We start from the raw sequence: 25,114 nt of genomic DNA, 5'->3' as shown, positions 1-25,114 counted from the left end.
GCCGCCATGATCGCGCCGTTCCAGCCGGCGGTCGGGATGCTCTTCGGCGAGTTCCGGATCGTGCGGCCCCTCAGCGCCGGAGGCATGGGCGCCGTGTACGTCGCCGAGCAGGCGAGCACCGGCAAGCTGCGGGCCCTCAAGCTGATGCACCCCCAGCTCTGCGCCGACGCCCGGCTGCGCGAGCGCTTCGAGCAGGAGGCGCGCGTCGGCGCCTTGGTGGAGAGCGAGCACGTCGTGCAGGTGATCGGCGCCGGCATTGACCAGGCGAGCGGCGTGCCGTGGATCGCGATGGAGCTGCTCGACGGGGAGGACCTCTCGGTGCGGATGCGGCGCTGCGGGCTGTTCTCGCCGCAGGACACGCACGAGATCTTCCGGCAGCTCTGCCACGCGCTCGGCGCGGCCCACCGGGCGGGCGTCGTGCACCGGGACATCAAGCCGCAGAACATCTTCCTCGCGAAGAGGAACAGCGCGACGGCGCCGTGGTCGGTCAAGGTGCTCGACTTCGGCATCGCGCGGGTCGCGGCGGAGGCGAACACGATGGCGACCGCGTCGCTCGGCACGCCCCTCTGGATGGCGCCCGAGCAGACGGAGGCGCGCGGGCAGATCGGGCCGGCGACCGACGTGTGGGCGCTCGGGCTCATCGCGTTCGCGATGCTCACGGGGCGGATGTACTGGCGCGCCGCGAACGACCCGATGGGGACGGCGATGCCCGTGCTGCTCCGCGAGATCCTGATCGAGCCGCTCGACCCGGCGTCGGTGCGCGCGATGGCGCTCGGGCGGGCGGGCTGCGTCGTACACCCGTTCGACGCCTGGTTCGCGCGCTGCGTCGCGCGCGACCCGGCGCAGCGCTTCCCGACCGCGCAGGAGGCGTTCGACGCGCTCGGGCCCGCGCTCTTCGCCGACCCGCACCTCGCGCGCGCCCCCATCTCGGTGGCGCCGCCCATCTCCGCGGGGCGGGCGCGGCCTGCCGCGTCCGTCCCGCCGGGCAGCGCGCCGGCCTCGGCGAGCAGCGCGCCGGCGGAGGGGCCCCGCAGGCGGACCTCCTGGGGGCCGGTGCTCCTCGCGTGCGGCCTGCTCGGCGGCGCCACGGCGGCGGCGATCGCGTACGCGGCCGGCCGCGCGCCGGACGAGGTCGCCGTCGCGCAGCGCCTGCCCGCGACGGCGCTCCCCGCGGTGGTCAGCGCGGGGCGCGGCGACGACGCGCGCGCCGCGGCGGCGGCGAGCGCCGAGGAGAAGGCGCCGGCGCCTCCCCACAACCCGATGCCGCTGGTCCTGTCCAAGGCGCCGCGCCCGTCGCGCGAGGGCAACGCGCCGGCGGCGGCGTCGGCCGCGGCGCAGTCGGCCGCGGCGCAGTCGGCCGCGGCGCCGCAGGCGGCCGCGGCGCGGCCGTTCGATCACGCCGCGGCCCACGCGGCGCTGCAGCGCAAGGGGGCGACCGCGCGCGTCCACTGCAAGGGCAAGGCGGGGCCGAAGGCGGTGTCCGCGCGGGTGTTCTTCAACCCCACGGGCGGCGTGCAGCGCATCAGCCTCGATCCGATGGTCGCGATGACGCAGGCCGGGACGTGCGTGCAGATGCTGCTCGGCTCCGCCCGGGTGCCGGCGTTCGACGGCACCGAGCTTCAGGAGGTCTCGACGACGGTCGCGATCGAGTGATCGCGCCGGCCGGGCGGAAGCCGTCGCGGATCGGGGGCGCCGGCGCGGATCGGGCGCGGACGGGTGGTGCGGTACTCACCGCAGACAGCGCCGCAGAGGATCGAACCGCCAAGAACGCCAAGAACGCAAAATCATTGAGATTTTTGGCGTCTTGGCGCCTTGGCGGTTCCCCAAGTCCCGCACTTGCGGCCAGAGTGCCGCACTACCCGCGGACGGCGCCCGTCACGGATCGACGGAGACGCACTCGCCCTCGCCGCGGAAGTGCCCGAGCGTGCGCGAGAGGGCCGCGACGAAGGCCCCGAGATCGTCGATGTCCCCGGCGCTGCCGGTCCCGTAGGGGCCCTCGTCGATCGCGACGAGGCGCACCGCCGCGAGCTCCTCCAGGGTGACGGCCCCGTCGTCGTCGGCGTCCGCGGCGGCGATGGGCGCGAAGCGGCGCGCCGCCGTCGCGGCCTGGAGGTCGTCGTAGAAGAAGTGGTCGCCGTGGATCGTGAGCTCCACGGTGTCGGTGCCGCCGTTCGTGACGAGGACGCCGTCGGTCTCCTTGCCGGCCCGCTCGCCCGCGCAGTCGGCGTACCTCGTCGCGCGCGCGAAGGTCCAGTCGAGGCGCTTCTCGACGTCGCCCTTGCGCGCCGTCGCCTCGATGTGCACCGACGCGCCCGCCTCGATCAGGAGCGCCTTGTCCGCCTCCGTCGCCCCCTCGAGCGCGGTGTCCGCGTCCGCGGGGCCGATCTCGTAGGAGACGCGCTCCCACGGCCTCGCCTCGAGGTCGTCGAACGTCACGACCGGCTTCGGGCCCGGCTTCGTGTGGTCGAACAGGATCGAGCCCTGCATGCGCGCCCCGACGTTCCCGTCGCGGTCGGCGACGGTCACGTTCCGGAGGACGAACAGGAACTTCTGGTACTGGACGCTCCAGCCGTCCTCGAGATCGGCGGCCGGGATCTCCTGCTCGATGTACTCCTCGCCCCACGTGGTGAACTCCACGCGCCCGACCCCCGCCGCGCCGTCGTCGCCGCAGCCGGCGAGCGCCGCCGCGGCGAGCGACAGCGCCGCCGCGCGCCTTGCTCCGCTGATCCTCATCGCTGATCGTCCTCCGATGTCTCCGCGTCGTCCGCCTGGTCCGGAGAGCCGGGGGCGAACGAGAAGGCGTACGCGGTCCCCTTCTTCAGCCCGCGCGTGAAGCCGCGCTGCGCCTGGCTCCCCGTCGCGAGCTCGACCGGCTCGCCGTCCTCGCTCGCGGCCACCTCCTCGAAGTCGACCTGATCGAGCCAGACCGAGGGCTTCACGACGAGCGTGACGACGCCGGGCCCGTCGAGGAAGGCCTCGTCGAAGGCGCACCCCTCCACCGCCGGCTCGCCGGTCGCGGCGTCGGCGACGTCCGCGGCGCCGGCGCGGGCGCGGAACACCCGCGCGAGATCGCCCTTCTCGGCGCGGCCCTCGACCGCGACGACGCGCCCGTCGAGCGCCGCGGCGAGCGGGCCGGCGGGGGGCGCGCCGAACGTGAAGCGCGCGGACCGCACGGCCCCGCTCACCGCGTCCGCGTCCGCGAGCGCGGTCGCGCCGCGCAGCAGGTCGACCGAGGTGCGCTCGGCCATCTGACCCCTCGCCTCGCCGGCCGTGTAGTGCCCCGGGTGGGCGTGCGCCTCGGGCACCACCCACCGGACGAGCCGATCGAGCGGCGAGGCGGCGCCGCCGCGGCCCGGCGCCCCGCCGTGCGCGGTGAGCGGGGCGCCCTCGAAGTAGTGGAGCGACCCGACCGACAGGTGCGCCCTCGACAGCGTGATGGTCCAGCCGAGCGCGGTGGTGAACGGCTCGACCGAGGCCGCGTCGGCGGCGACCTGCGTGGCGAGCGTGAGGCGCTTGCCGCTCGTCGCGTCGCCGTCGCCCGTGCCGCACCCGGCGGCGAGCGCGCCCGCGGCGAGCGCCGCGGCGAGGCGCCCCGGGGCGCCGCGCGCGGCGCGCCGCCGGGATCTGTCCTGTGCCGTGAACGATGTCATCGAGGGACCTCTGCCGATGTGCTCAGTCGGTGGGATAGGTTGATGCGATCAGTCGATGTAGAGAGAGAGCGACGCGAAGACGCTGCGCGGGGCGCCGACCGTCACGTGGCGCGCGGGCAGCAGGTCGGGCGCCGCGCCCCGGTCGAAGCGCGACGGGTAGACGAACTCGCCGTCGAACCAGTCCGCGTCGAGGAGGTTGTAGACGTCGACGCCGAGCTCGACGCGGTGGTAGCGGAGGCGCGCTGTCGCGTCGGTGAGGAGCGCGTCGTGACCGATCTCCCCGAAGGGCAGGGGCCGGCGGTGGAGCAGCGTGGCGCCGGCGCCGGCGTGGGCCTCGAGGCGCCGGCCGAAGAGCGCGCCGAGGCGCGGCGTCACCGCGAGGTCGGCGCGCGCGACGACCTGCGGCACGAACGGCAGCAGGTCGCCCGCGGCGTTTCGCCCGCCGGCGGCGGTGAAGGCGGCGCGGGTGTACGTCAGGCCGACGCTCGACACGAGCCACGGCGCGGGGCGCGCGACGGCGTCGAGGGCGACGCCGGTGCGGGCCGTGGCGGGCACGGGCTCGTTGCGGCCGGTCGCCTCGTCGAAGACGAGGTCCTCGCCGAGGCGCGCGTGGAACAGCGCCGCGGACGCCCGCACGCGCTCGTCCGCGTAGCGGAGCCCCGCCTCGGCGGAGAGCGCGCGCGTGAACGGCGCCCGCTCGCCGTCGCCGAGGCTGCGCGCCTGGGGCGAGCGGAACCCCTGGCCCACGCTCGCGAGCGCGTGGAGCCCCGGGAGCAGCACGACGTCGACGGTGCCCTTGCCGCCCACGTGGACGCCCTGCGCGCTGCGGGCCGCGGCGCCCTCGCGCGCGCCGTCGAGGACCTGGTACGCGAGCCCGTCGGCGCGCAGCCCGCCGCGCACCTCGACCCGCCGCGCCGGCCGGATCGACGCGTCGAGGTAGCCGGCGATGTCGGTGGCGCGCACCCGCGCGTCGACGAGCGTGGCGGTCGGCCGGTCGTCGACGGCGGCGAGGCGGCGCTGCGACTGCTCGATCCAGTCGCTGCGCGCGACGACCCCCGCCTCGAGCGCGTCGCGGTCCGAGAGCAGCGGGAACCGGAGGCGGTACGACGCGGTGGCGCCCACGGTGATCGCCTCGTTGCGCTGCTCGGTGGCGTCGCCGGAGGCCGGATCCTCGAGGTAGCCGGTGAAGTTCGAGCGCAGCCGGAGCGCGCGCAGCACGACGAACGGCGCGAGCGACAGGCCCTCGCCGGGCGCGTCGCCGGCGGCGCGCAGGTCGAGGACGAGCTGCGCGCGCGACGAGTCGCCGCCCTGGTCCGGGTCGTACGAGGCGAAGCGGTCGACCTTGCCCGCCTCGATGTCGTCGAGGCGCAGGACGCCGGCGGAGCCGAAGCGCGCGGCGAACGCCGACGCCATCACGCGCGCGCTGAGCCCGGAGGCCGGCTGGTAGACGCCCTGCGCGATGAACGACGTGCGGCTCGCGGCGCGGGCGGGTCCGAAGCCGTCGCTCTCGTACGCCTCGAAGGCGGCGAACGTCGCCTCGTCGGCGCGCCCGGGGTGGTAGGCGAGGAAGAGCCGGCGCGCGTCGGCCGAGCCGGCGCCGGCGGCGACGGTGATCCCCGGCTCGTCGTAGCCGAGCTCGAAGCGCACGGAGCCGGCGACGGCGAAGTCGCCCTGGCGGGGGTCGTATGATCCGGGCTGGGCGCGGAGCTCGCGGATCACCTCGGGCATGACGAAGTGGAGGTCGGCGTAGCCCTGCCCGTGGACATTGGAGACCTCGTTGACCGGCGCGCCGGCGACCCAGATCTCGAGGTCCTGCCCGTGGACCGCGTCGAAGCCGCGGAAGAAGATCTGGTGCGCCTTGCCCTCGCCGCTGTGCTGGGTCGCGAAGACGCCCGGCACGAGCTGCAGCACGTCGCTCGCGGTGCGGTGCGGCGCCGCCTTCACCTCCGCCCGTTCCCGCACCGTCTCCGAGGCGCTGCGCGGCGGCCGCGCGCCCTGGACGACGACCTCGGCGGGCGCGCCCGCCGAGGTATCGCCGCCCCCCGGCGCGGCGGCGGGCGTCCCTGGCCCCTCGGCGGCGGGTCTCCCTCGAGCGTCGGCGGCCGGCGTCCCTGGGGTGTCGTCGGCGGGCGACGCGGCCATGTCGTCGGCGCGCGCCGCCGCAGCGGCCGTGGTGATAAGCAGCGGCGCGAGCGCCGCGCGCAGGGGGCGGGTCATCCAGACGGGCCGGACCGTAGCACGATCTTTTTATTTCGTGCTACGGTCCGGAAACGTCCGTTCGCCTGCGGCGAGGTGGCGCGCCCTCCAGGCGACGGGCGCGCGGCGCCCACGGCGCCCCTGCCCAGGCGGCCGGGCGCGGCACCGGCAAGTCGAGCGCTCTTTTTCGACGTCGACCGACTCGCGCTCTGGAGTGCACAGCGATGGCGATCGCGACAACATGTCGCATTCAGCTTGGTTGCGACGCGGCCTATCGTGGCGCGTGTCGTTCCCCAGGAGGGCTTTCATGAAATCCAGTCTTCGTGCATCACGACTCTTGCTTCCGCTGGTCGGCGCGGCGCTCTCGCTCATCGCGTGCGGCGGCGAGAGCGGGACGGATCCTGTCGACGCCGCGACGACCTCGACGGGCACCGGCGGCGGCGGGAGCGGCGGCACCGGCGCTGCCGGCGGCGAAGGCGGCGGTGACGGAACAATTCCTGTCGAGTTGAAGTTCGAAGGCCGCGTCGCCGACGCCGTGTTCTCCTGCGAGGAATCGTACGCTGTCGGCACCTCGCAGACCGAGGTGAGGCTCAACGATTTCCGCGTGTACATTCACGATGTCCGCCTGCGCCGGGCCGACGGCGAGCTGGTGCCGGTGGCGCTCGAGCAGGACGGGCGGTGGCAGCACCAGGACGTCGTGCTCCTCGATTTCGAGGACAGGTCGGGGAGCTGCGCCAACGGGACGCAGGAGACGAACTCGCTGGTGCGCGGGGCGGTCCCGGCCGGGGAGTACGACGGCCTGTCGTTCAAGGTGGGCCTCCCGCCCGAGCTGAACCACGGCGATGCGTCGTCGGCGCCGTCGCCGCTCAACCTGTCGGGCCTGTTCTGGAGCTGGACCGCCGGGTACAAGTTCCTTCGCATCGACAGCATCGCCGAGGCGGACCAGGGCGCCTTCATCGTGCATGTCGGCAGCACCGGCTGCGCCAACGGCGCGGACGGCGAGGTGACGTGCGACCGCCCCAACATCGCCGAGGTCGTCCTCGATGGCGTCGACCCGCTCACGACGACGGTGCTCGTCGACTATGCGTCGCTCGTGATGGACAGCGATGTCGGGGCTGCCGAGGGCGCTCACGGCGGCTGCATGTCCGAGCCGGACAACGCCGCCTGTGAGCCGGTGTTCACCCGGCTCGGCATCGATCTCACCGATGGCTCGGCGCACCCCGAGCGTCAGGCGTTCTTCAGGGTAGAGTAGTGGCCATGCCGATGTCTGCTCTGGGGAGCGCTCTGCGCTGCTTTGCTTCTTCCACGGCCCTCGCCGCGCTTGCGGCCCTCTCCTGCGGTTGCGGCGACGGCGTGGACGCGCCGCCGGGGGCCGGGTCGGCAGGGGAGGGCGCCGGCGGCGAGGGCGGCGGCGGGGGCGACGGCGGTGGGGGCGGCGGCGGGAGCCAGGACGCCTATGTCTGGGGGCTTCCGCCGGGCTACCCGGTGCCGAAGGTGCCGGAGGACAACCCGATGTCGGCGGTGAAGGTCGAGCTCGGCCGGCGGCTGTTCTACGACAGGCGCCTGTCCGGCAACGGCACGTACTCCTGCGGCTCATGCCATCTGCAGGAGCTCGCGTTCACCGACGGCCTCGCGAGCGCCATGGGGTCGACAGGCCAGATGCACTCGCGCGGCTCGATGAGCCTGGCCAACGTCGCGTACCTGACGACGCTGACGTGGGGGAATCCGCTCATCGACTCGCTCGAGGAGCAGGCGCTCTCCCCCATGTTCGGCGAGACCCCTGTCGAGCTCGGGCTCGCGGGCATGGAAGAGGAGCTGTTCCAGCGGCTCCGGGACGAGCCGCTGTACCAGGAGCTCTTCCCCCAGGCCTTCCCTGGCGACGAGGATCCCATCCGGCTCGCGAACATCACGAGGGCGATCGCGGCGTTCGAGCGGTCGCTGATCTCGTATCGCTCGCCGTACGACCGGTATCGCTACGACGGCGACCCCTCGGGGATGTCGGAGTCGGCGCTGCGCGGCATGGATCTCTTCTTCTCCGAGAAGCTCGAGTGCTTCCACTGCCACGGCGGATTCAACCTGTCGGACTCGGTGCAGCACGACGGGACCACCTTCACGGAGGTGATGTTCCACAACACCGGCCTCTACAACATCGGCGGGACCGGGGCGTATCCCCAGGGCAACGCCGGTGTCTACGATGTCTCGGGCGTCGCGTCGGACATGGGCCGGTTCCGGGCGCCCACGCTGCGCAACATCGCGCTCACGGCGCCGTACATGCACGACGGCAGCGTCGCGACGCTCGAGGAGGTGCTCGATCACTACGCCTCGGGAGGGCGTACGATCGACGACGGGCCCAACGCGGGTGTCGGGAGCGAGAACAGGTTCAAGAGCGAGCTCATCAGGGGGTTCGATCTCACGGCAGAGGAGAAAGCGGACGTGATCGCCTTTTTGCAGAGCCTGACGGACGATGAATTTCTGACGGACCCGCGCCACGCGGATCCGTGGGCGGAGGCGCCGTGAGGAGGCCCTCGATGCGACGCGCGCTGCTCGTCCCCGCGCTGGCGGCGCTCGTGTCGGCCGCGATGTACGCCGGGGCGTGCGGCCACAGCCACGACGACGGCGACACGTCGAGCGGGCCGTCCGCGGGGCCGGAGCTCGACGACGTCATCTACGAGGGGGGCGCGACCGACGAGGCGCTGATCGTGCTGCTCGGGGCGGAGCCGAAGGACGAGCCCTCGCAGCGGACGGTGTTCGACGCGCCCGAGGACGGCGCGACGCTCCCCGGCGACGCCGCGCCGGAGCTGGCCTTCCGCATCGCCGGCGGAGCGCAGGGCGCGGCGCCGGCGCTCCGGCGCGCGGCGGGCGACGCGCCGGCAGCGCAGGAGCCCGCCGCGGCGGGGTCGCCCGTCTGGGCGGAGCTCGGCGCGCTCCTCGGTCCGGCGCGCGCGGCGCGGGCCCACGGGACGCCGGTCAACGGGCGCGCGTACTTCCTCGTCTTCTCGACCCCGGAGCGCGCGGGGCTGCTCCGGGTGTTCACGACGAAGCTGAGCTACACGCCGGACGCCGCGGCCTGGGACAAGCTCCGCGCCGCCGGGGGGCCGATCACCGTCGACGTGACCAACGCGATGTTCGAGAACAACCGCATCGTGCAGGGCGGCGGGCCGTTCGCGGGCGAGCCGGTCACGTTCTCCGTCGAGCCCTGAGGACCATCCCGCGCGAGCGCGCGGCGAACCCGATCATCGCGCGCTCGCCGCGTCTCCTGACCCGTCGGGGAACCCGATCATCGCGCGCTCGCCGCGCCTCCTGACCCGCCGGGGAAGATGAGCGCGTACGAGCCGGGCGCAGGGGTGAAGAGCACCGCCTTGTCCCGGTGCTCCTCCCGGTCGAGATGGGGATACCACGGCAGCGCCCGCCAGGACTCCGAGTCCTTGATGAACTCGCGCACGATGAGATCGAGCTCCACGTACTTCCCGCCGGTCGCCGCGGAGAGCTCCGGGCCGAAGCTCCAGCGCTCGCGCCCCGGGCGCGGGGCGACGTCGTTGTGCAGCGCCCCGCCGTAGGCGATCACCATCTTGCCCGCGGCGCCCTCGCGGCCGAGCAGCGCCTTCGCCTTGGCCGCGGTCAGACGCGCGATCATCTCGAGCATGGCGGTCACCGCGTCCGGCCCCGCGCGCACGACGGCGTCGTATTCCTCGCAGGAGGGCACCAGCAGGTGCGGCGTGATCCCGAGCCGCTTCGCCTCGTGGCCGAGCGCGAGGAACTCGCCCTGGTTGCTCGCGGACTGGGCCTGGGTGACCGCCTTCTGCTCCTTCTCTACGCGCGCCACCTGCTCCTTGTTGCAGCGCGGGTCCGCCGCCCAGAGCTCGACGACGAGGTCGGAGGCGCGGCCGGCGAGCGCCGGAAGGAAGAGCTCCGTGAAGCGCCGGGTCGCGGACGGGACGCCCTCGGCGCCCTGCTGGGCGTGCGACTCGCCCACCGCGAGGACGCGCGGGCCGCTCTGCAGGACATGGGCGAAGGCCTGGGCCGGGGTGTCGAACGCGAGGCAGCCCAGCGCGCCGCAGGGCGCCTGCGCCGGGGGGGCCGGGGAAGCAGGGGACGCCGGGGAAGCCGGGGAAGGAGCGGCCTGCGGGGCGGGCGGCGGCGCCGCGGAGGGCGCGGTGGGCCCGACGGCGGCGGAGCTCGCGGCGGCGGGCGCGCCGGCGCCGGCAGGGGCGTTGCCGCAGGCCGCGAGGAGGGCCGTGGCCGCCACGAGCGTTCGCGGGGTTCGCATGGGGGCATCTTAGCGATCGCCGCCGCCCCCTGCGCGCAGCGCCGCCCCGGAGCAGCCGAGCGGCGCCGGGACCCGCGCCGCGGCGAGCCCCGGCGCCCCGCGGAGGGCTACCAGCGGCCGTGGCGCCGACCCATGTAGCGCGCGACGGAGAGGGGGATCGTCACCATGACCACGAGGACGGGCGGGCGGACGGAGCACGAGGCGAGCGCTGCGTACGCGGAGTCCGCGATAACCAACAGCCTGGAGCAGGTCCGCGACATCCTGTGCGGCGCCCAGCTCCGGGAGCTCGCTCGCCGGCTCTCGCATACGGACGCCCAGCTCGCCGCCCAGGCGGAGGAGCTCCGGAGCGAGGCGCGACGGCGGCTCGACGTGCTGGAGGCGCACGTGCGCAGGGAGATCGAGGCGCTCGGCGCGACGGTCGAGGCCCACCGCGCGGCCGGCGCCGGCGCGCTCGGCAGCCTCGCGCGCGAGTCGCGGGACGCGCTCGACGCGTTCGAGCAGCGGATCCAGCGGCTGGAAGATCTCGTGGCGCGCGCGCACCGCGAGCTCAGGCAGCAGCTCCTGGAGCAATCGAAATCGTTCCTCGACGAGACGCGGCGCACGCGCGACGAGCTGAGCGCCACGATCGAGCGCGAGCTCGCCGCCGCCTGGACCGACAGCGCAGACGCGGCCTCGCCGGACTCGCCGGCGCGCGAGGGGGCCGCGGAGTCGGAGCGGTACCCGAAGCCGGAGCACCGCTCCGACGAGGCCGCCTGAGGCGCCGGCGCCGCTCCGGAGAGCGGCGCGGGCGCGGAGGTCCGGAGACGATCGATGGGACAGCCGAGAGCGCGCCGCGGCACCCCCCCGCCCTCGAAGACGATCGAAGACCTCCGCCCCCTGCTCGTGGGCCCCGAGCAGCGCCGGATCCGGCAGATCGAGGAGCGGCTGGACCAGTCCATGGCCGACATGGTCGCGGAGGTGCTGCCCGAGGCCGTGATCGAGAGCCGCAAGAAGGGCGAGGCGCTCTCGTGGGCCCTGGATCCGATCCTCACCGGCGCGATCCACGAGAGCGTACGCAGGGACCCGGGGGCGTTCGCGGACGCGATCTCCCCCGCCATGGGGCCGGCCATCCGCAAGGCCGTCGCCTGCGCGCTCCGGGCGATGCTCCAGCGCCTCAACGAGGCGCTCGCCCAGGGCCTGTCCTGGGAGAGCCTGCGCTGGCGGATCGAGGCGCGGCGCACGGGGCGCCCGTTCGCAGAGGTGGTGCTGCTCCGCTCGATGGTCTACCGGACCGAGCAGATCTTCCTTGTCCACCGCGGGACGGGGATCGTCCTCGAGCACGTCTGCGTCGACGACATCCCCGTCAGGGATCCCGATCAGGTCTCGGCGATGCTCACCGCCATCGACGCGTTCGCGCACGACGCGTTCCGCACCGACGCGCGGCTGGAGCGCTTCCGCGTGGGCGATCTCGCGGGGTGGGTCGAGCATGGCCCGTCGGCCCTCCTCGTCGCGATCGTGCGCGGGGTGGCGCCGCACGACTACGAGATCACCCTGCGCGAGACGCTGGAGCGCGTCCACCTCGACTGCGGCGGCGAGCTCGCCGGCTTCCGCGGCGATCGGGCGCCGTTCTCCGGCTGCCGCGATCTGCTCGCCCGCTGCCTGCGCGAGCAGCGCAGATCGGCCCCGCGCCGGGGCCGGGCCGCGCTCGTGGCGGCCGCGTCGCTGATCGCGATCGCCGCGGTCGTCCTCGGCCTCCGGATGCGCGCCGCGTGGCAGGATGAGCGCCGCTTCGCGGGCTGCGTCGAGGCGCTGCGGCGCGAGCCCGGCCTGCTTTTGACCGCGGCCGAGCGGCGCGCGGGCGAGTATGCGTTCACGGGCCTGCGCGACCCGCTCGCCGCGGACCCGAGGGCGGTGATCGAGCGCGGCGGCCCCGTGGGACGGGCGGTCACGCTGCGCTTCGAGCCCTTCTATTCTCTCCATCCGCAGATCGTCGAGCGCCGGCTGGAGCACGCGCTGCGGCCGCCGCCCGGGGTCTCGCTCTCGCTCCGCGACGGCGTGCTCGAGGCCAGCGGGGTCGCGCCCGAGCGCTGGATCGAGCGCGCGCGGTGGTCGGCGGCCGTGCTCCCCGGCGTGGCGCGGTTCGACGGCGGGCGCCTCCTCGCGCAGGAGTCGATCGACGGGGCGCGCGCCGCGGCGAGAGCCCTGGAGGGGATCGAGCTCCTCTTCGACAGGGGCGCCGCCCGGCTCGCCGCCGGGCAGCGCGCGCGCCTCGACGAGGTAGCGGCCGCGGCAGCGCGGCTGATCGCGCTCGCGCGCGAGGCGGGCATGACCGCCGACATCCGCGCGATCGGCTATGCGGACCCGGTCGGCTCGGCCGCGTCGAACCAGGCGCTTAGCCTGGCCCGCGCAGAGCACGTCGCGTCCGAGCTCATCGCGCGCGGCGTCCCGCCGGACCGGCTGCGAGCGAGCGGCGCGGGCCTGCGGCGCGAGGTCTTGCCCCCGTCCTGCGCGAGGGAGGCGGCCGGGGTCGGGTGCGCTCCCGGCGCGGATGAGCGGCGCGCGCGCAGCGTGATCTTCCTTGTGGACCTGCACGCGGCGCGCAAAGAGTGAGTCATGGGGGAGAAACGCAAGGTCTGCGTGCTGGGCGCCACCGGCGTGGGCAAGACAAGCCTCGTCGCCCGGTTCGCGCGCAGCATCTTCTCCGAGTCGTACCGGACGACCATCGGCGTGACGATCGAGACGCGGCGCGTGCGATGCGATGACCGCGAGCTCGATCTCATCCTCTGGGATCTGTCCGGAGAGGACGAGTTCCAGGACGTCCAGATAGCGTACGTTCGCGGCTCCGCGGGCTTCCTCATCGTCATCGACGGCACGCGGCGCCCCACGGTGGAGACGGGGATCCGCCTCCACGCCGCCGCGCGGGCCGTCGCGGGGGAGCTCCCGTCCGTCATCGTCCTGAACAAGGCCGATCTCACGGCAGCGTGGGAGATCGACGAGGCCGCCGAGGCCCGGCTGAGGCGGGCGGGGCTCCTGGTCACCAGGACGAGCGCCAAGACCGGCGCCGGGGTCGAGGGCGCCTTCGGCGCGCTCGCGCGCGCGATGCTCGCGAGCGAGGTGCCGCTGTGGCGGGGGTGATGGCCGTGGACACATCGCTCCTGGCAGCGCTCGACAAGCTCGTCCTCGAGCGCCTTCACGACGGCACCTTCATCCTGCGCGGCGAGCCGCCGCCCTGGTTCCTCCGGCTCGGGATCGCGCCGCCGTGGCGCGAGACGCCGCTCCGGATCGACAGCGCGCTGCCGTTCCTGGAGGTGTTCCTCCCGGAGGCGGAGCGGGCCTGGTCCGCGGAATCGGACGCGGACGCGGGAGGGAGCTCGAGCGTGCAATCCGACTGCTGGACGCAGATGACCGAGGACGACGAGGCCCTGCACCTCGAGGCGACGGCGCTCTGCGTTGGCCCCGCGCGGCTGCTCGTCATCACCCGGAACGACGCGCTGTTTCACGAGCGCCGCCGCGTCCTCCAGCGGGCGCGCGAGCTGCGCCTCGTGCACGAGGCGCTGTCGCGCGAGGTCGAGCGGAAGGACCTCCTCGTCCACTGCATCGTCCACGACCTCTCCGGACCGCTGAACAGCCTCCTCGGCGCCCTGTCCCTGCTAGAGGAGCAGCCGCTCCCGGAGAAGAGCGCGGGGCTCGCCGGGATCGCGCTGAAGGCCGCCCTGCGGCAGCGCGAGCTCATCCGGGAGATCCTCGACACCTTCGCCGCGGAAGCGACCGCGCCGGGCGGCCCTGGCGACGACCTCGCCGAGGTGGCGGACCTGCGCGTCACCGTCGCCCAGGTCGTCGAGGCGCTGCTGCCCATGGCGTGCAGCCGGGGCGTTCGCCTGGAGGGGCCGCCGACACCCGAGGACGGGCGGCCGTGGAGCGTCGTCGGCGAGGAGCGCAGGCTGGCGCGCGTGATCTCGAACCTCGTCGAGAACGCGCTCCGCTTCACGGCGGCGCGCACGTCGGTGCGCGTCGCCTTGCACGACGAGCCCGGGTGGGCCCGCGTGACGGTGGACGACGAGGGCCCTGGCGTCTCGCCCGCCGTCGCGCCGCGCCTGTTCCAGAAGTTCGCGCGTGGCAGCGACCCGGGGGCGGGCAGCGGCCTCGGGCTCTACGGCGCCCGCATCGCGGTGGAGCGGTGGGGCGGGGCGATCGGGTACGAGGCCCGGCCCGGAGGGGGGGCGCGGTTCTGGCTGCGGCTGCGGCGCGCCGGCGCGGCGACGACGGGCGCAGGCGCCCAGGGACAGACGCGAAGGGAGTGATGCCATGGCCAAGCTCTTGCTGGTCGACGATGATGCGGGGACGCTCGCGTGGATGGCCGAGGCGCTGGAGGGCGCGTCGTACGACGTCCGGACGGTGCGCAGCGGGAGCGCGGCGCTGGAGCTGCTGAGGACCTGGACGCCGGACCTCATCCTCACCGACTTCCTGATGCCCGAGATGGACGGCTTCGCCTTCAACCGCCTCGTGCAGTCGCGCGAGCGGGTGCCCGTGATGCTCGTCTCCGTCGTCAACAAGCCGGCGGAGGCGATCCTGCGGGGGGTGGCCGGCTACGTGCGCAAGCCCGTCACCGCGGCGGAGCTACGCGTCGCCGTCGAGCGGGTGCTCGGCGCCGTCGAGGGGGTCGCCATCCTCGTCGTGGACGACGACGCGAACATCCGCGAGTGCTACCGGATGATCCTGGAGCCGCGCTTCACCGTGCTCGAGGCCGAGAACGGGCGCGAGGCCCTCGCGTTGCTCGCGCACGAGGCCGTTGCGCTGGCCATCGTGGACGTCCACATGCCCGTCATGAACGGGGTGGAGCTCATCCGCGCGATGCGCGACGACGCGAGGTTCTGCACGATCCCGGTCGTCGTGCAGACGAGCGACCGGGTCGCGGCGCGCGCGCCCGTCTGGACCGACCTGCACGTGGCGCAGACGATCCTGAAGGACGAGTTCATGGACTGGCTCATGGACCAGATCGACGCGCACATCGCGCCGGCTCCGTCGCGCGAGGCCGAGCGCGCGTGGTCGACAGCGAGCCGGTAGGCGGCGGCGGGCGATCCGATGGAGGGGGCGGGGGACGGGACGAGGTGGGGAGACGGGACGAGGCGCTCGGGCGCCGGCGCGGCGCGCCGGGCGCGGGTCGGCAGGCGCTCAGCCCGGCGTCCACTGCGGGTTGGCCGTGAACAGGCCGGACCCGATGCTGATGTCGTACGCCAGGAACAGGCCGAAGCCCACGCTGAGGAGTCCCGCGACCGCGGCGAACGCGTAATGCATCCGGCTGAATCGCGCGGGCGTGAGCGCGAACGGCACCGCGAGCGCCCCGGTGATCAGCATCATGCCGGCGATCGTGCCCGCGCCGAACAGCGCGATGTAGCCGACGCCCCACCGCGGGTCGCCCACCGTGGTGAGCACGAGGAGCGCCACGGCGGCCGAGCCCGCGAGCCCGTGGACCATGCCGATGAGCAGCGGCCGGAGGCTCAGGTAGACGCGCGACCCCGCGAACCTGCGGTCCGCCCAGCCGAGGTCGTGCCGGTGGCCGTCGCGGTGCTCCGCCGCGTGCGCCGGCGGCTCGCTGCGCCGGACGGCCCGGTAGATCCGGGTGAGGTGATAGCCCCCGAGGCCGATGAGCATCAGCGCGACAGCGAGCTCCATCGCCAGGCCGACGTGCGGCGGCACCACGAGCCCGAAGAGCAGGATGGCGCCGCCGATCAGCATCAGCGTGATCGTGTGGCCGAGGCCCCACATCGCGCCGATCAGCAGCGCCGTGCCCAGGCTCCGCACCCGGCTCACGACCGTCGCCACCGCGATCACGTGGTCCGCGTCGGTCGCATGGCGCATGCCGAGGGAGAACCCGAGGAGCAACAGCGGAAACGCCGAGGCCATCATGCCCGGTCTCGTAGCACGTACCGCGCACCCCGTGCTACGCCGGCGTACGGTAATCCCGGCGCTCCCAGCCCGAGCTCGCGTCGGCCGGGCACGGCCAGCCGCCATCCGCTCGCTTGGTCGGGAGGCCTCTCTGGCCAGCTCACCGCAGCGCTCCGGAGACTCCTTATCAGCGCGCACGCGAAGGCGCGCTCAGCCATGATCGCGACACCCGCGGCCGATCTCCGATGTGCGCGCCTTCCAGCGCAGATGCGCGCGCTTTCCAGCGCGCCTCGACGAATGCAGAATTCTTGTACCAGCGCCGGCGAACGGCGGTGCTGCTCAGCGCAGCATGTCAGTTGGCGTTGTCTCGACTCAGCGCGTCGATGGCCTGCTGCATCCAGATCGCGTCTTCTTCAGCCTGCTTCAAGCCATGCATCATCTGCGCGCGCAGCGTCCCGCTGGTCTCGCGGATCCCGCGCCGAAACACGTCCGCCGCGCGCTCATGGACGACCTTGAGCCAGGGGGCCAGGAGGCGCCTGTCGAGCGGGCCTGGGGCGTCCAGGACGGTGATGCAGGCATCGATGGCCTCGCGCATGGCACGGGATTCGAGCGCGTCGGCGAAGGCGGAGAACTGGAGAAGCGACTCCCGCAGCGCCGCGCGACCGGTCGATGAGACTCTCTCTGTCATGGCCGTGCTCAGCGTACCACCTGACCGAGGCCTCCGCCCGTGCGCGCGGCGCGATCGCGATCATCGAAGGTGGGATCGCCCCGCCGTTTCCAGGAGCATCGCGAGCACGAGCGGATCGCCGAGGCCGAGCTCTGCGCCGATGTGAGCGCGGAGGCGCGCCAGGCGTGCAGCGTCCTCCAGGAACAGCGGTTCGTTCAGCCGGGCAGCGGCCTCGTGAAGGATGCCCTCGCGCTCGGCGAGGAGCGCCGCGGCGCCGCTGCGGTCGCCGTGTCCGACGCGGGCAGCGGCCTCGGCGAGCGACTCGCCCGCGGCGAAGCCCTGGAGAGTCCGCGCCACCGAGGCGTCGACGGACGCCGCGCTCGCCGCGTCGCTGTCGGCGTGGCGCACCTCGATCGGGATCTCCTCGATCACGTTCTTCCTGGAGATGCGGTCCTTGTACCTGAGCTCGACGGTGGCGACGGTGCGCCTCCCCGCGCCCGGACCGGCGCTCAGCTTGATCAGCAGGGCGTGCCGGTCATCCCGCGCGAACACCGGCATGAAGAAGCGCATGCCGCCCGCGGCGTCCTCGCGGCGGTCGGCCGCGATCCGGTCCCGCCCGAGCGCGGCGACGTCCGCCGCGATCTCCTGGGCGCGCACGCGGGGCGCCTCGGCGTCGCTCAGCCGGCGCGAGCCGTAAACGCGGAGCAGGTCGACGCCGCGCTTGAGGCGCACGCGCACCTCGACGGCGGTCGCGACGGGATCGAGGCGCCTGTCGAGCTCGGTCGCGAGCGCCGGCGCGATCTGCTCGGGGTCGCGCAGGTAGTAGTAGCCGCCGGCCCCGTCGCTCGCGATCGCGCTCATGAGCTGGCTGTCGTAGTCGTCGCCGAGCCCGAGCGCGCTCGTCTGGATGCCGCGCTGGAAGGCGTCGAGCGCGAGGCGCGCGAGCCGATCGCCGTGCTTGACGCCGCTCGTCGCGCGCCCGTCGGAGACGAGCAGCACGACGCGCACGGCGTCCTCGGGGATGCCCGGCCGGCTCGCCTGGGCGTAGCCGAGCGACAGCCCCGCGCCGATGTTCGTGCCGCCGCCCTCGCGGAGCCCGTCGATGGCGTGGCGGATCGCGGCGCGGCGCGCGCCCACGGGGCCGTCCTCGATCACCACCTCGGCGTCGCTGGAGAACGCGGTGAGCGAGAAGTCGTCCGTGGGCGCGAGGCGGTCGACGAGCGCCTGCGCCGCGCGGCGGGCGCTCTCGATCGGCGCGCCGGCCATGGATCCGCTCGTATCGAGGACGAGGTGCACCGAGAGGCGCGGCCGCGCGGGCGCCGCCGCCCCGGTGGAGCGGAGCGCGAGGCGCAGGTGGAACGCGCCGCCGCCCGGGGCGAGCGCGGCGCGCTCCAGGTCGGCGCACAGGCCGAGCGCCTTTCCCGGATCGAGCGCGATCTCCGGGGCGTAGCGGGCGCCGACGTCGCCGACGAGCGCGCGCTCTCCCGCGGGCACGACGCCGCGCGCGACGGCGGCCTCGAACGCGGCGAGGTGGCCGCCCCCGGGCCGGTAGGTGGTGGCGAAGCGGCCGTTCGGATCGAGCGGCGCCTCGGCCTCGGGCGCGTACGGGTGGGCGGCGACGCCCGGCGCGCCCGGCGCGGGGGCGGCCCCGAGGGCGCCGTCGAGGCGGCCGTGGCCGCTGCCGAGCCCCTTGCCGGTTCCGGCGCCGGTGCCGTGCCCGATCGTCCCGATGGAGCTGAGCCCCAGCCCCTCGCCGCTTCCGTACCCCACGAGGGGGAAGCCGGCTTCACCCTCGGCCGCGGGCGCGATGGGCTGGCCCCAGAGCTGGCCCCGCGCTGACGGCGGCGCGCTCGGCTCGCCGCCGGCCCCCGCGTGGAGCAGGCCGATCATCCCGAACTCCGCGGCGTCGCGCAGCGCCTCCTGCGGGGGCGCGAGCGGCGCCGGGCGATCGCTCGGGCCGGCCACCCCCCACCTGTTTCCGGTGGCCATCGCGCGCGCGGGCGGGCCGCCCATGGCCCCCTCCTCGCCCCTGGCCCTCGCCCCCGCGCCGCCCTCCTTCGCGTCCGCGTTCGGCTCGCCTTCCTCCTCGGCCGACGCGCGCAGCTCGCGCTCGTCCGCGGACGCGAGGTACCGCTGCACGAGCGCGAGCTGGTCGGCGCTCATGCCGGAGGACGGGTCGACGGCGGGCGGCGCCCAGAGTGCGAGCGCGCCGAGGAGCCCGAGGTGCAGGGCCGCCGACGCGGCGTGCAGGGCGAGGCTCTTGCGGCTCGGGAGCGAGCGGCGCGCGCGCTCGCCCGCGGCGGCGTCCGCGCCGACCTGGATGCGGACGCCCGCGAGCTCGACGTCCACGCGGGCGTGCGCGGGGAGGGGGACGAGCACCGCGCCGGGGGCGTCCGGCCGCGTCGCGCCGGCGTGCCGCGCGCGCGCCTCGGCGGCGGACAGGGGCGCGCCGCCGAGCGCGAGCGTCCCGGTCGCGGCGCCGGGCAGGACGAAGCGGACGCGCCCGGCGCCGTCGACCTCGAGGAGGGGCGCGCGGCGCGCGCCGAGCACGCGCCCGGGGAGGAAGCCATCGCACGGGCGGCCGTCGTCGCGCCGCTCGCCGACGTCGAACGCGCGCGGCGGCGTCAGGTGCTGGACGGAGAGGACGGTCGCGCCCCAGGAGATGAGGATCTCCACGGAGCGCACCGCCGTCTCGGCGGCCCCGCCGGTCGTCGCCGCGCCGGGTTCCCCCGGAGCGGCGGTGTTCGCGTCGGCCGTTGCCGCGGCGCCGCCTTCGGCGTCCGCTCTGTTCGCGCTGGGCATGGATCTCCCCTGTGCGCCGCGCGGAGCGGCGCGCTCACGTCGCCAGAAATTCGGAGGAGGGCGCGTCGACCTGCGCCCTCGCGGCGAGGCGCTCCGACCGCGCTGGCCGGCTATCCCTCGCGCAGGGAGAGACAGCGGCTCCGCGGCGAGGTTCCGGCGGCTTTGATGTCCCGGGTTTGCCCGTGAGATCCTCCAGGGGGGCAAGCTCCTTGAACGCACGAGCCCACGTCATCCGGAGCCGCCTCGCAGGGGCGGCGGCTTCGCGTTCGGAACAGGCATCTCCCCGTCCGCTCCTGACCCGTCACGCCCGCCGCTGCCTCCGCCACAGCGCCGCCGCCCCGACAAGCGCCGCCCCCAGCGCCGCCCCCGCGCCGCGGTCGCCCCCGCCCTGAGGCTCCCCCGGCGTCGCGCAGGCGCAGCCGCCGCTCGGCCGCAGGAACGCCGTCTCCTGCTGCGGCGCCTCGCACAGGTCGACGGTGAGCGGCCGCGCCGCCGTCCTCCCGCCCCCCTGCTCCAGCGGCGTCCCGAGGTTCCCCGTGTTCCGGTTGTCGTGGTGGAAGCTCTCCCAGACGACGAGCGCGTCCGTCGTCGCCTCCGTGTGCCAGGCGAAGAGCCACCCGTCGCGCGTGCCCACCGCGACCTCGAGCGTCCCGTCGCCGTCGATGTCGCCAACGGCGGGCGTCGTCGCGATCGACTGGCCCGTGAACTTCGGGAACCCGCGCGGTTCCCGGCCGCACCCGTCGAACGCGTGAAGGAAGTAGCCGCTCGATCCGGTCAGCACCTCGGGGTAGCCGTCGCCGTTCAGGTCGACGACCGCCTGGCTGTTCCCGATCGTGTGGTCCTCGAGGACGAACGGGGCGCGCGGCAGCATCGCGCCCGACCTGCCGCTCCAGATCCCGAGCAGGTGCGGCCCGAGGCGCCCGGCCCCCTCGGCGCGCGCGGGGTTCGCCGCCGTCGCCTCCGCGGCGCCCGCGGCGATGACGTCGGGGGTGCCATCCTGATCGACGTCGCCGAGCGCAGGCTGCGAGAGCAGCGGGATCATCGTCCTGGCCCCGGAGGCCGGCGAGAGCGGGCCGAACCTCGGATCGAGCCCGGCCGGCGCGCCCCCCTGCGCCTGCGGCAGCGCGCCCGCGGGCGTCGCCAGCAGGTCCTCCTGCGCGCCGGGCGACGCCGGGAGCAGGAGCGGCGGCGCGCCGTTGCCCTGAACGACGCCCGTCAGCGTGCCGTCGATCTCCCCGACGACGCCCGACGCCGCGATCCCCTCCGCCGCGAGCGGCGCCAGCGCGACCGACGGCATCGTCACGGGCCACCCCGCCAGCACGGGCCCGGACGGCGCGGCCGTCCCGCGCGCGTCGAGCACGTAGACCGCCCCGGCCTCGCCGTCCTCGCCGAGCTGCTCGGTCGATCCGACGAGCAGGTCCGGCAGCCCGTCGCCGTTGAAGTCGGCGACGGCCGGCGTCGCGAGGACGCGGCTCCGCGCCGGCTCCGCGGCGAGCGGGCCCGCGTAGTGCACCTCCACCGGCCAGCCGCCCAGCGGCGCGCCGCCGTCGTCGAACGCGTGGACCTTGCCGTCGAACGCCGCCTGGATCACGTCGAGCCGGCCGTCGCCGTCGAGATCCGCGAGCACCGGTGAGGCGGCGGCCCCCCGCGCGATCCGCGCGCGCTCGGACATGCACGGCGCGTCCGCCGGCGCCGCGGCGTCGGCGGGGCACGAGGGGATCTCGGGCAGCCGCACCGGCCACCCGCGCCTGTCCTCGCCGTTCGCGCCGACCACGTAGATCGTGCCCGGCCAGGTCGAGAACGCGATCTCCTGCGCGCCGTCGCCGTCGAGATCCGCGATCGCGGGCGCTCCCAGGATCGGCTCGCGGCCGAGCGGCCATTGCACCTCGCCGTACGCCGGGGCTCGCCGGTAGAAAGGCGCGGTCGAGGACGGCGCGGGCTCGGCCAGGCCGTCGACGAGGCGCGTCAGGAAAGGGAACCCGGGCAGATCCGTCGGCCCCTTCGGCGTCACCTTCAGCACGTGCAGCTCCCCGCCGGCCGTCGGGTAGACGAGCTCGCGGACGCCGTCGCCGTCGATGTCGGCCATCTTCGGGCTGCCCTCGCCGCTGTCGCCGATGCGGCGGGGGAACCCCTCGACCAGCGTCGGATCACTGGCGACATGGATCGTGCGCCGCGCCTCGACCTCGACCTTGTCGATGGAGCCGCCGTAGCGGGCGACGGCGCGGACGCGCACCGTGATCGCGCGATCGTTCTCTCCGCGGGGGCTGTCGGGGTCGAGCGCGGGGGGCGCCGCGATGGTGCGCACGTCGAGCGAGGCGAGCGGGCCCTGGCTGCCGGCGACGACGGTCGGCGCGACGTGCGTCTCCCGGTGCAGCAGCTTGAACTCCGCCTCGAGCGGCTGCACGCCCGGGGCCCACTCGACCGTGTAGTCGTACGCGCTCGCCCGCCTCGCCGAGATGGTGCCCTCGATGGGCACCGGCCCCTGGACCTGATCCTTGTAGAGCACCTCGAACCACCGCGGCCCCGTGAGGTCGATCGCGGGCGGCACGCGCCCCTCGAAGAGCGCCTCGACGGCGCGGTTCGCGTTGACGCGGCCGTGGCCGAACCGCTGATCGAACCTCGGCTGCGACCAGCGGTACGGCGAGCCCTGCTCCCGCGACTCCGGCACGTCGACGTCGTCGGCGTTCGCGATGAGCAGCCCCTGCACCTCTGCAGGCGCGAGGGTCACCCCGCGCTGCAGGGCGGCGGCGTGGAGCAGCCCCGCCACGCCGGCGAGCCCCGCGGTCGCGTCGCTGGCGCAGCCCGGGCTCGACACGGCGAGCAGGTTGTTGCCGCCGAAGCTCGAGCACGGCGAGGCGTCGAGGAACGTCGTCGACGCCGTGACGCTCTGGCCGTCGAAGCGGACGGCGCTCACGGGCAGCGCGTGGTTGCTCGTCGCGGGGACGCTGTGGTGGCGCGAGCCCTGGTTGCCCATCGACGCGACGACGAGCGTCCCCTTCGCGTGGGCGTGGTCGAGCGCCGCCTGGAGGAAGCGGGTGTTGTCGACCGCGGTCACCGGGCACTGCACGACCTCGGCGCGGCGGTCGGCCGCGTAGAGGAGCGCCTTCGCGAGGTCCTGCGCGTCCGCCACGTGGCTGTCGCCGACGCGGAGCGGGATGATCCTGCAGCGAGGGCAGACCCCCGCGCCGCCGAGCTGGTTGTTCGTCTGCGCGGCCGCTGTCTTCGCGCCCTCGGTGCCGTGGCCGTTGCGGGTGTCGTCGAACGGGTCGTTGTCGTTCTTGAAGAAGTCCCAGCCCGCGATGTCGTCCGTGTAGCCGTTCCGATCGTCGTCGCTCCCGTCCGAGAAGTGCAGGAGGAGGTCTCCGGCGTCGAGCCGGCCGTTGCCGTTCCTGTCGCCCCTCGGCCGCCCCTCGGACGGCTCGGGCCTGAGCGAGGGCGTGTCCTTGTAGTCCGACACGGAGAGGATCCCGTCGCCGTTGCAGTCGAAGCCCGCGAGCTCGCCGTCGCCGCCGCACGCCGACCCGTCCGCGTGCTGCGGCTTTTTGTGGGCCCCGAGCTCACCCGGGTTGAGCCACACTTTCTCGAGGAGATCCCCGTCTCCCCAGAGGATCCCCGAGTCGGCGACGGCGATCCTCACGCGCGGGTCCCCCTGCGTGAGCCGCCACGCGAGATCGATCGACATGCCGGCGGCGGACTCCTCAGGACGGGGGCGGAAGCGCCCGGTCGGGGTCGGGAGGAACGAGTAGAAGCTCCACTGCCCGCTCTGCGTGGCCGACAGGCCGTAGGCGGGGTCGTTCGGCCAGCTCGCCGGATCGGCCATGTCCGACGCGTCGGCCGAGGCGGGCGGCGGCCAGTCGCCGGACGCGTCGGACGGGACCAGCGCGCCCGCCGCGGCGCCGCCGAGCGCCCCCAGGAAAGCAAGCGAGGGAAAGCGAGTGCAGCGCATGCCGCGACCCTACCATCGGTCCGCGCGCGCGAGGCAACCGGCGCTTTCAGCAGGAAATCGGCGGCTTCCGCGCGCCGCGCGCGCCCGCACCGCGGAGGTCTCTGCGCCGCGATCGATGGGGCGCGCCGCCGCTCGGGCGGCCGCTCGCGCCGCCGTTCGGGCGGCCGCTCGCGCCGGCGCCGCTCAGGGCGCGCAGAGCGCCGGCGTGGGGTGCTCGGCGCAGTACGCCGGGTCGCCCGGGGGGCCGATGCGCAGCACCGCGTCCTGCGACTCGAGGCGCGGCCGCGCGCCGCAGACGTCGGGCGACGTCGCGGGCTCCGACGGCGCGCACACGCCGGCCTCGTTGGGCACGGTCCAGGCCTGGCCGGTGCCGTGGACGAGGCTCAGCGCGTAGCGCCCCTCCGGCAGGCAGCCGTACGCGATCGTGATCGCGCGCCCGAACTGCCGCGAGAGCGCCTCCTCGACGTCGTCGACGCTCCCCTCGGGGATGATGTCGTTGCCCTCGCTGTCCTGCGCGCGGCTGATCACCAGCACGCCCCCCCGCGCCGGATCGGTCGGGTGCATGCACAGCGCGGCGGGCCGGACGCCGACGATCGCGCTCTCCTTCGGCTCGTCCAGCGGCTCCGCGCCGAGCAGCGCCGTCGTGGCGAGGTCCTCGTAGATCGTGAGCCCCTGGAGGAGCACCGCGGGCGCGGCCTGGCTGGCCAGCCTGTCGTCGCCCTCGAGCTTCGAGAACACCGCCACCGGGAAGAGCGCCGGGATCAGCGCCGAGTCGGGGACGTGGTCGTCCCCGTCGATCTCGCCGTCGCCGTTCACGTCCTGCCGCGCGTACGTGAGGGTCGGCGCGGCCTCGCCGCCCACCGGCAGCGACAGCGGGGGCGCCGCCGCGCTCGCGACCTCGTTCTGGGGCACCCCCGCCGCGAGCCGCAGCCGCAGGAGCGACGCCTCGGTGCCCGCGGCATCCCCGGGGCTGAACACGTCGAGCTGGAAGTCGGAGGCCATGACCACCTCGCCCGCGCCCTGCGCGACGCCGGACGGCGGCGCGAGCACCTCGGCGACGTGGAACACCGGCCGCTCCAGCGGCAGCGGCAGGCCGAGGGTGACCGCGATGCCGCTGACGCGCGCGCCCGTCGCCGGGATCGGCGCGGCCAGCGTGACCTCGCGGTACCGCGGGGCCGCGCCCCCGAGCACCTCGGCCGCGTTCTCGAGCGCGCCGCCGGCCACGTCGCCCCGGCTCGGCAGGTTGCTGATGGTGAAGGTGGGGTCAAAATTTCCGTCGTGGTCGTAAAATCCGCGGACCTGGTAGGTGCCGGCGGGCAGCGGCGACATCCTCCAGGTGGCGCTCACGGTCACGGGCGGGTCGTCCGGCGCGGGGCAGCGGAGCGCGCCGTCGGGCGCGTGGTCGAGCGCCGCGCCGAGGCCGCCGAACAGCTCGTCGCCGGGGATCACGTCGATGCTCGCGGCCGAGGTGCCGAGCCCCTCGGGCGGCGGCAGGAGGCGCGTGTCGAAGCCGAGCACGATCGCGGCCCCGACGACGCGGCCGTCCTTCGTGCAGGGCCTCGGGCCGGAGTACGTCACCGTGCCCTCGAGCACCCCGGCGGGGCCGCTCTGTTCCGGCAGCGGGATGAAGACGTCCGCGTCCTCGCAGCCGGGGAGGGCCGCGAGGAGCGCGCCGAGCAGGAGGGAGCCGGTGCGGAGGCTGGGTCCGAGCATGGGGGTGC

The 25,114-nt window shown here is 75.0% G+C and carries 18 protein-coding genes; 9 read left to right on the top strand and 9 right to left on the bottom strand.

Annotated features, from left to right (window positions below; translation table 11 throughout):
• The first annotated feature begins 6 nt into the window (after nt 1-6).
• Nucleotides 7-1,653 carry a protein kinase domain-containing protein gene (locus WMF24_RS30935; RefSeq protein WP_437731014.1) on the top strand — a complete coding sequence of 549 codons (1,647 nt, stop codon included), beginning with the start codon at nt 7-9 and terminating at the stop codon, nt 1,651-1,653.
• Between the two features lie 222 nt (nt 1,654-1,875).
• Here the strand turns inward: WMF24_RS30935 and WMF24_RS30930 are convergent, their stop codons facing one another.
• From WMF24_RS30930 to WMF24_RS30920, 3 genes are read right to left on the bottom strand one after another with little or no spacing between them, the layout of a single operon-like run.
• A complete protein-coding gene (locus WMF24_RS30930; RefSeq protein WP_437731013.1) occupies nt 1,876-2,733 on the bottom strand; it encodes a hypothetical protein in 858 nt (285 codons plus the stop codon).
• Nucleotides 2,730-3,650, bottom strand: coding sequence for a hypothetical protein (locus WMF24_RS30925; RefSeq protein WP_437731012.1), 921 nt, complete (start codon nt 3,648-3,650; stop codon nt 2,730-2,732). Before WMF24_RS30925 ends, WMF24_RS30930 begins: the two co-directional genes overlap by 4 nt.
• Nucleotides 3,651-3,698: 48 nt before the next feature.
• Nucleotides 3,699-5,867 (bottom strand): TonB-dependent receptor, encoded by a 2,169-nt coding sequence (locus WMF24_RS30920; protein ID WP_437731011.1) that lies wholly within the window; start codon nt 5,865-5,867, stop codon nt 3,699-3,701.
• Between the two features lie 286 nt (nt 5,868-6,153).
• Between WMF24_RS30920 and WMF24_RS30915 the strand changes: the two genes are divergently transcribed.
• The 3 genes from WMF24_RS30915 to WMF24_RS30905 are packed head-to-tail and all read left to right on the top strand — an operon-like array spanning nt 6,154 to nt 9,046.
• Nucleotides 6,154-7,098, top strand: a complete 945-nt coding sequence (locus WMF24_RS30915; protein ID WP_437731010.1) for an MbnP family copper-binding protein — start codon at nt 6,154-6,156, stop codon at nt 7,096-7,098.
• A gap of 5 nt (nt 7,099-7,103) precedes the next feature.
• Nucleotides 7,104-8,363: an MbnH family di-heme enzyme gene (locus WMF24_RS30910; protein ID WP_437731009.1), complete on the top strand. Its 1,260-nt coding sequence runs from the start codon at nt 7,104-7,106 to the stop codon at nt 8,361-8,363.
• A gap of 11 nt (nt 8,364-8,374) precedes the next feature.
• Nucleotides 8,375-9,046, top strand: a complete 672-nt coding sequence (locus WMF24_RS30905) for a hypothetical protein (RefSeq protein ID WP_437731008.1) — start codon at nt 8,375-8,377, stop codon at nt 9,044-9,046.
• A gap of 77 nt (nt 9,047-9,123) precedes the next feature.
• On the opposite strand, the gene WMF24_RS30900 is transcribed toward WMF24_RS30905, so the two are convergent.
• Nucleotides 9,124-10,113, bottom strand: a complete 990-nt coding sequence (locus WMF24_RS30900; protein WP_437731007.1) for a hypothetical protein — start codon at nt 10,111-10,113, stop codon at nt 9,124-9,126.
• A 165-nt stretch (nt 10,114-10,278) separates the two neighbouring features.
• On the opposite strand from WMF24_RS30900, the gene WMF24_RS30895 reads away from it, so the two are divergent.
• Genes WMF24_RS30895 through WMF24_RS30875 form a run of 5 tightly spaced genes read left to right on the top strand, consistent with a single transcriptional unit; the run spans nt 10,279 to nt 15,156 of the window.
• Nucleotides 10,279-10,869: a hypothetical protein gene (locus WMF24_RS30895; protein WP_437731006.1), complete on the top strand. Its 591-nt coding sequence runs from the start codon at nt 10,279-10,281 to the stop codon at nt 10,867-10,869.
• A gap of 54 nt (nt 10,870-10,923) precedes the next feature.
• Nucleotides 10,924-12,702, top strand: coding sequence for an OmpA family protein (locus WMF24_RS30890; RefSeq protein ID WP_437731005.1), 1,779 nt, complete (start codon nt 10,924-10,926; stop codon nt 12,700-12,702).
• Between the two features lie 3 nt (nt 12,703-12,705).
• Nucleotides 12,706-13,227, top strand: coding sequence for a Rab family GTPase (locus WMF24_RS30885; RefSeq protein ID WP_437731004.1), 522 nt, complete (start codon nt 12,706-12,708; stop codon nt 13,225-13,227).
• The gene (locus WMF24_RS30880) at nt 13,227-14,393 is read left to right on the top strand and encodes a sensor histidine kinase (RefSeq protein WP_437731003.1); all 1,167 of its coding nucleotides are present in this window, start codon (nt 13,227-13,229) and stop codon (nt 14,391-14,393) included. Before WMF24_RS30885 ends, WMF24_RS30880 begins: the two co-directional genes overlap by 1 nt.
• 4 nt (nt 14,394-14,397) lie before the next feature.
• Nucleotides 14,398-15,156, top strand: a complete 759-nt coding sequence (locus WMF24_RS30875; protein WP_437731002.1) for a response regulator — start codon at nt 14,398-14,400, stop codon at nt 15,154-15,156.
• Nucleotides 15,157-15,264: 108 nt separating this feature from the next.
• On the opposite strand, the gene WMF24_RS30870 is transcribed toward WMF24_RS30875, so the two are convergent.
• From WMF24_RS30870 to WMF24_RS30850, 5 genes are all read right to left on the bottom strand, one after another.
• Nucleotides 15,265-15,999 carry a high-affinity nickel-transport family protein gene (locus tag WMF24_RS30870; protein ID WP_437731001.1) on the bottom strand — a complete coding sequence of 245 codons (735 nt, stop codon included), beginning with the start codon at nt 15,997-15,999 and terminating at the stop codon, nt 15,265-15,267.
• 331 nt (nt 16,000-16,330) lie between these two features.
• The gene (locus tag WMF24_RS30865) at nt 16,331-16,666 is read right to left on the bottom strand and encodes a hypothetical protein (RefSeq protein WP_437731000.1); all 336 of its coding nucleotides are present in this window, start codon (nt 16,664-16,666) and stop codon (nt 16,331-16,333) included.
• Between the two features lie 60 nt (nt 16,667-16,726).
• On the bottom strand, nt 16,727-19,447 hold the full coding sequence (locus tag WMF24_RS30860) for a vWA domain-containing protein (protein WP_437730999.1): 2,721 nt from the start codon (nt 19,445-19,447) through the stop codon (nt 16,727-16,729).
• Between the two features lie 301 nt (nt 19,448-19,748).
• On the bottom strand, nt 19,749-23,393 hold the full coding sequence (locus tag WMF24_RS30855; RefSeq protein ID WP_437730998.1) for a S8 family serine peptidase: 3,645 nt from the start codon (nt 23,391-23,393) through the stop codon (nt 19,749-19,751).
• 183 nt (nt 23,394-23,576) lie between these two features.
• A complete protein-coding gene (locus WMF24_RS30850) occupies nt 23,577-25,106 on the bottom strand; it encodes a hypothetical protein (RefSeq protein ID WP_437730997.1) in 1,530 nt (509 codons plus the stop codon).
• Between the last annotated feature and the right edge of the window lie 8 nt (nt 25,107-25,114).

Origin of the sequence: Sorangium sp. So ce1335, assembly GCF_051521615.1 — a bacterium.
Lineage (GTDB): Bacteria > Myxococcota_A > Polyangia > Polyangiales > Polyangiaceae > Sorangium.
Note: the sequence above shows the minus strand (reverse complement) of the source record. Positions and strands in the feature narration are given on the sequence as shown.

Bases quoted from the DNA above. Each gene is read 5' to 3' on its own strand.
- WMF24_RS30935 (WP_437731014.1), top strand. From the start codon at position 7: ATGATCGCGCCGTTCCAGCCGGCGGTCGGGATGCTCTTCGGCGAGTTC.
- WMF24_RS30930 (WP_437731013.1), bottom strand. From the start codon at position 2,733: ATGAGGATCAGCGGAGCAAGGCGCGCGGCGGCGCTGTCGCTCGCCGCG.
- WMF24_RS30925 (WP_437731012.1), bottom strand. From the start codon at position 3,650: ATGACATCGTTCACGGCACAGGACAGATCCCGGCGGCGCGCCGCGCGC.
- WMF24_RS30920 (WP_437731011.1), bottom strand. From the start codon at position 5,867: ATGACCCGCCCCCTGCGCGCGGCGCTCGCGCCGCTGCTTATCACCACG.
- WMF24_RS30915 (WP_437731010.1), top strand. From the start codon at position 6,154: ATGAAATCCAGTCTTCGTGCATCACGACTCTTGCTTCCGCTGGTCGGC.
- WMF24_RS30910 (WP_437731009.1), top strand. From the start codon at position 7,104: ATGCCGATGTCTGCTCTGGGGAGCGCTCTGCGCTGCTTTGCTTCTTCC.
- WMF24_RS30905 (WP_437731008.1), top strand. From the start codon at position 8,375: ATGCGACGCGCGCTGCTCGTCCCCGCGCTGGCGGCGCTCGTGTCGGCC.
- WMF24_RS30900 (WP_437731007.1), bottom strand. From the start codon at position 10,113: ATGCGAACCCCGCGAACGCTCGTGGCGGCCACGGCCCTCCTCGCGGCC.
- WMF24_RS30895 (WP_437731006.1), top strand. From the start codon at position 10,279: ATGACCACGAGGACGGGCGGGCGGACGGAGCACGAGGCGAGCGCTGCG.
- WMF24_RS30890 (WP_437731005.1), top strand. From the start codon at position 10,924: ATGGGACAGCCGAGAGCGCGCCGCGGCACCCCCCCGCCCTCGAAGACG.
- WMF24_RS30885 (WP_437731004.1), top strand. From the start codon at position 12,706: ATGGGGGAGAAACGCAAGGTCTGCGTGCTGGGCGCCACCGGCGTGGGC.
- WMF24_RS30880 (WP_437731003.1), top strand. From the start codon at position 13,227: ATGGCCGTGGACACATCGCTCCTGGCAGCGCTCGACAAGCTCGTCCTC.
- WMF24_RS30875 (WP_437731002.1), top strand. From the start codon at position 14,398: ATGGCCAAGCTCTTGCTGGTCGACGATGATGCGGGGACGCTCGCGTGG.
- WMF24_RS30870 (WP_437731001.1), bottom strand. From the start codon at position 15,999: ATGATGGCCTCGGCGTTTCCGCTGTTGCTCCTCGGGTTCTCCCTCGGC.
- WMF24_RS30865 (WP_437731000.1), bottom strand. From the start codon at position 16,666: ATGACAGAGAGAGTCTCATCGACCGGTCGCGCGGCGCTGCGGGAGTCG.
- WMF24_RS30860 (WP_437730999.1), bottom strand. From the start codon at position 19,447: ATGCCCAGCGCGAACAGAGCGGACGCCGAAGGCGGCGCCGCGGCAACG.
- WMF24_RS30855 (WP_437730998.1), bottom strand. From the start codon at position 23,393: ATGCGCTGCACTCGCTTTCCCTCGCTTGCTTTCCTGGGGGCGCTCGGC.
- WMF24_RS30850 (WP_437730997.1), bottom strand. From the start codon at position 25,106: ATGCTCGGACCCAGCCTCCGCACCGGCTCCCTCCTGCTCGGCGCGCTC.